Origin of the sequence: uncultured Dialister sp., from assembly GCF_937959425.1 — a bacterium.
Classification (GTDB): Bacteria; Bacillota; Negativicutes; order Veillonellales; family Dialisteraceae; genus Dialister.
On the sequence record NZ_CALGPS010000143.1, the window covers coordinates 1 to 4,558 of the forward strand.

Consider the following 4,558-nt stretch of genomic DNA (forward strand, 5'->3'; position numbering starts at 1 on the left):
AGTTGGCGCCTAGCCTGCCCATTAAGGCGCCTTCCTTTTGTCTGGCTGACCGTTTTCGCGGGACTTCTCCACGGGAAAGCGTCTCACACGATTCTCAGGTCGCTACCGCTCCTCTACGAATCGTGTTCGCTTGCCACCCCGCAAGCGGGAGCAGAACACCCCGTGCTTTGCTTAGAGCCACATATGAGGTTACCGCCTCGCGGAGCTTTGTTGTCCCCCCGCTCGCGGGGGGAAGGTGGTGCCGCAGGCACCAAAGGGGGACGCTTTTCCCCGCGCCGCAGGCGCGGTTGTAAAGTTTTTTCTGCCGCGTTAGCGGCATACAACACTCCCCTCTGAACCAGCCCGCTCTGCGGGCGGAACCCATCGTTCGGTGCGAAGCACACGAACGATAGAACCCGGGCGCCGAAGGCGCCTGAACCCTCTTGCTTTCGGGAATAAAGTACGTCTGACAGTCTGACAGTCTGACGTCTCCCCGCATTCGGGAATACAGCCGGCAGCCGATAGCGGATAGCGGATAGCGGACAGCCGTCCCACTGTCCCACTAGCTCACCAGCTCACCAGCTCACTATCTCCCTTTCCTTTCCATTTTCACATACTCTTCCCCTGTTTCCTCTACCTCCGCCTTGCCGCCGGTGAGGTCGGTGAAGAAGCGGATGTGCTTTTCTCCATTTTCCGGAAGGCAGAGGAATTCTACGGTCACCTTGTCGGTGAAGGAGCGGTCTTTGACGATGATATCCGTATCCTTGATATAGTTTTCAAATCCACCCACCGCCATGTAGGGGATGGTGAGGCGGTACCGCAGGTGGGGGGTGTAGAGGACGATGGGGGCCTCTTTCACTGCCTCCGCCAGGGTGGAGCTGTAGGCACGGGTCAGACCGCCGGCACCCAGCTTGATGCCGCCGAAGTATCTTGTCACCACGGCAAGAAGGTTCGTGAGCTGCTGCATCTGCAGCACATGGAGCATGGGATGGCCTGCTGTTCCCTGGGGCTCGCCGTCGTCTCCCGATTTTTCCAGCACCCTCTCCGTGCCGATGCGCCAGGCATAGCAGTTATGGGTGGCGTCCTTGTACTGTTTCCGGAACCCCTCCAGTGCCTTCTGTGCTTCCTCTTCCGAATCCACCGGCACCAGATGGGCGATGAAGAGTGATTTTTTGATTTCCGTTCCTTTATGAAATGGCTCCGCCGGAGCTGCGTAGGGAATAAGCATGATAACCTCCTTTTCTCCATTGTAACACGAAAAAACAGCGCCCGGAGGTGCTGTTTTCTTTTTGAGTCATATGTTGCGGGCAGCTGTATTCCCGGACGCAGGAGGGTTCAGGCGCCTCAGGCGCCCGGGTTCATGATGCCGACGGGACTGCGTCCCTGGGCACCACAGGTTCAGCCCACAGAGCGGGCCGGTTCAGAGGGTAGTTACAAAGTGAAGCTGCACTGACGAGGTACGGCGCCAAAGGCGCCATTTTATTGCCGCCTTTGGCGGCATATGATCATCGCCGCGAAGCGGCGATACCATAACCCTCGGGCCCAAAGGGCCCGTCAAACTTAAGAACTCGACCGCCCAAAGGGCCGGTCAAACCTCAGGCCGAAGGCCAGTCAACCCTTGGACCCGAAGGGTCCATTAAAACGCCGGAATCAGTCCGTCGCTGAAGTTATCGTTAATATATTTCTTGACTGCTTCGCTCTGGAAAATCTTCACGAATTTCTGGTAGGTGGGATTGTCCTTATCCTGTTCTCTGGCGGCGATGATGTTCACATAGGGGGATGTGTTGTCTTCGGTAGCCAGGGCGGTCTTGGAGTCAAGGCCTGCGGATTTTGCGTAGCCTGCGTTGATGACGGAAATGGCCACATCATCCAGGGAACGGGGCAGCTGGGCTGCTTCCAGTTCGATGATCTGCAGGTTCTTCGGGTTTTCAGCAATATCGCCTACCACAGCCTTGGTGGGATCCGTGCCTTCCTTCAGCTTGATGAGACCCTGATGGTCCAGAAGGAGCAGGGCGCGGCCGCCGTTGGAAGGATCGTTGGGGATAGACACCTTGGCTCCGTCGGGAACGTCTTTAATGCTGGTGAGCTTGCTGGAATAAATACGGAGGGGAGCCAGGTAGGTATTGCCGATGGAAACCAGCTTGGTGCCGTTCTTTTCATTGAAGGCATCCAGGAAGGGGCCGTGCTGGAAGGAGTTCAGGTCAATGTCGCCGGCAGCCAGAGCCTGGTCTGGAGTGACATAGTCGGAGAAGGACTTGATATTTACCTTGAGGCCCTGTTTCTCTGCTTCCTGGGCTACAAATTCCATCACCTTTTCAGAATAGCCAGGGGTAATGCCTACGGTGATTTCCTTCTTTTCCGCCGGAGCCTTGGCATCCTTCTTGTCGCTGCCGCCGCAGCCGGAAATGGCGCCGGCTACAGCCAGGGCTGCCAGGGAAAGGGCAAGTGTTTTCTTCCAGTTCATAATAAAACCTCCTATATAATACATATATAATATACAAAAAATCCCCCATCCCGAAAGGGACGGAGGACCGTGTTACCACCCAATTTCACCGGTGAATCGCTTCACCAGTCTCATAAGGTACGCCGGCCTATGCCTTGATACCCTGTCTCTGTAACGGGAGCTCCCGGGCCGCCTCACGATTCAGCGCACCAGGCTCAGAGGCCATCTTCCATCAAACCATCCGCACTCCCTTTCACCTGACGGAGCTCTCTTTGCCGGACTATTTCATGTACTCTTCTCTTCACAGCCTTTATGAAGTTGAATTAACTATACCATTGGAAAATAGGGAAGTCAAGAGGATTTTTACCAGTCGATCCAGGTAAGTGCCTTCTCCAGTTCATAGAAAGTTTTCCCGTCCCACAGGATATCCTCCGTCACATGGTTCAGCACATCCTCCCCGTCGTCGGACTCATAGTAATACACCAGCTCCATGAACTCCTCGAAGGGCTCTTTGGAAAAGCGGTACTTCTCCACGCTCATGCTGTAGGTATTCCGTCCGGGATGAAACTTCAGCCCCGAAAACCGGTACACATACCCCCGGTGCCTCACCGAGGCCTCCCCGTCATTCAAATAATCGATAAACTCGTCCGCGTCGCCGCCCTGCATATACTTCACTGCTCCTTTGAAATAAGACCTTTCGATACGATGGCTTTATTATACATGATAGGGAGAAAGGGTTCAAAGGGTTCTGCGCCCTTTGGGCGTGAGGGGGGCGGCTGACGCCGCAGGTTGGGACCGCCTGTCGGCGGCAGATTGTGTAGAAGGGCCACGGAAAAAGGTTCTTAAGATTGACACCCGCTTCGCGGGCGAAGGTTCTTAGGTTTGACGGGCCTATGGCCCGAGGGTTGTGGATTGCCGCTTCGCGGCAATAAGTTTTTAATGCCGCCTATCGGCGGCATGGCTCGCTCCGCTCGCCTCCCCCTTTCCCTCTGCGCGGGACTTACCCAAAGGGAAGCATGTCACTGGATTCTCAGTCGCCTATGGCTCCCTACAGCATGGCTATCACCGACTCACTGGATTCTCAGGTCGCTCAGGCTCCCCTACGAATCCAGTTCGCTGGAGTGACTCCAGTTCCTTTGCCACCCCGCAAGCGGGAGCAGAACACCCCGTGCTTTGCTTAGAGCCACATATGAGGTTACCACCTTTCGGAGCTTTGTTGTCCCCCCGCTTGCGGGGTGGCAAGGGAACACGATTCGTAGGGGAGAACAAGCGACCTGAGAATCGTGTGACACGCTTCCCTTTGGGTAAAGGTGGTGCCGTCAGGCACCAAAGGGGGGCGGGCCCATAGGGCCCGCAAGTTGTAGATGGACAGGGTTCAACGGATTGACCGGTCTGTCGTCCGGAGGATTCTTAAGTTTGACGGACCCTTCGGGCCCGAGGGTTGTGGTATCGCCCTTACGGGCGATGAGTTTTGTATGCCGCCAAAGGCGGCGGGATTGTCCTTCTTGCTTTCGGGAATACTGTTTTCTGATGTCTATCGTCTGATGGTCTCATGTCTTCCCGCCGACTAGGGAAGCGCTGATTAAATCGTTATCGGATTTCATTCTTGTATTTTTATTCAATGCGAGGAATAAGTTGACGCGAATAGCGAGCTATTTAAGGAGACTTATGACGAAGTATTGGATAAAAAATACATATGAAATTCGATTCTACGAATTAATCAGTGCTTCCCTAGTATTTCTCGGCATTGATATCACTAACGACACGCACAGAGATTCTTCACTGCGTTCAGAATGACAGTGTCCGGCGGGAAGCGGACAGCCGACAGCCGACAACTAACGGCCGGTGTCAGCCCCCTGAGCGAAAGCGAACACAACCTTCAGCCTGCGCGGCAGCGCTGGGCTGTCGCCCCTCCACGCCGAAAGGCGTGGGCCCCATCAGGAATACAGCCCAGCCGAAAGCCGGAAGCAGCCGTCAGCCCCTGCTACTCTCCCATCAGTTCCTGCCGGTACTCCGCCACCTTCCGGATATCCTCCGGCGTGGTGCGGCAGCAGCCGCCGATGAGGCGGGCGCCGGCCTGCTATAATGGGCCCAGGAATCTGGACCATGAATTCTATATCTAAGCGCGTGAATCTG

General features: G+C 55.5%; 3 protein-coding genes, 1 pseudogene and 1 other annotated feature. All 4 genes and pseudogenes read right to left on the minus strand.

The window, feature by feature from the left end:
• Positions 1-565: 565 nt before the first annotated feature.
• On the minus strand, positions 566-1,207 hold the full coding sequence (locus Q0482_RS06125) for a YigZ family protein (protein WP_299144720.1): 642 nt from the start codon (positions 1,205-1,207) through the stop codon (positions 566-568).
• Positions 1,208-1,615: 408 nt separating this feature from the next.
• Entirely contained in the window at positions 1,616-2,443 is an 828-nt protein-coding gene (locus tag Q0482_RS06130) for a MetQ/NlpA family ABC transporter substrate-binding protein (protein ID WP_299144722.1), read from the minus strand.
• 52 nt (positions 2,444-2,495) lie between these two features.
• Positions 2,496-2,736, minus strand: a binding site (T-box leader).
• 49 nt (positions 2,737-2,785) lie between these two features.
• Complete coding sequence (locus Q0482_RS06135; RefSeq protein ID WP_299144723.1) at positions 2,786-3,088, minus strand: hypothetical protein; 303 nt, start codon at positions 3,086-3,088, stop codon at positions 2,786-2,788.
• 1,318 nt (positions 3,089-4,406) lie between these two features.
• A pseudogene (locus Q0482_RS10030) lies at positions 4,407-4,496 on the minus strand (homocysteine S-methyltransferase family protein); the annotation flags it as partial.
• Positions 4,497-4,558: the final 62 nt, after the last annotated feature.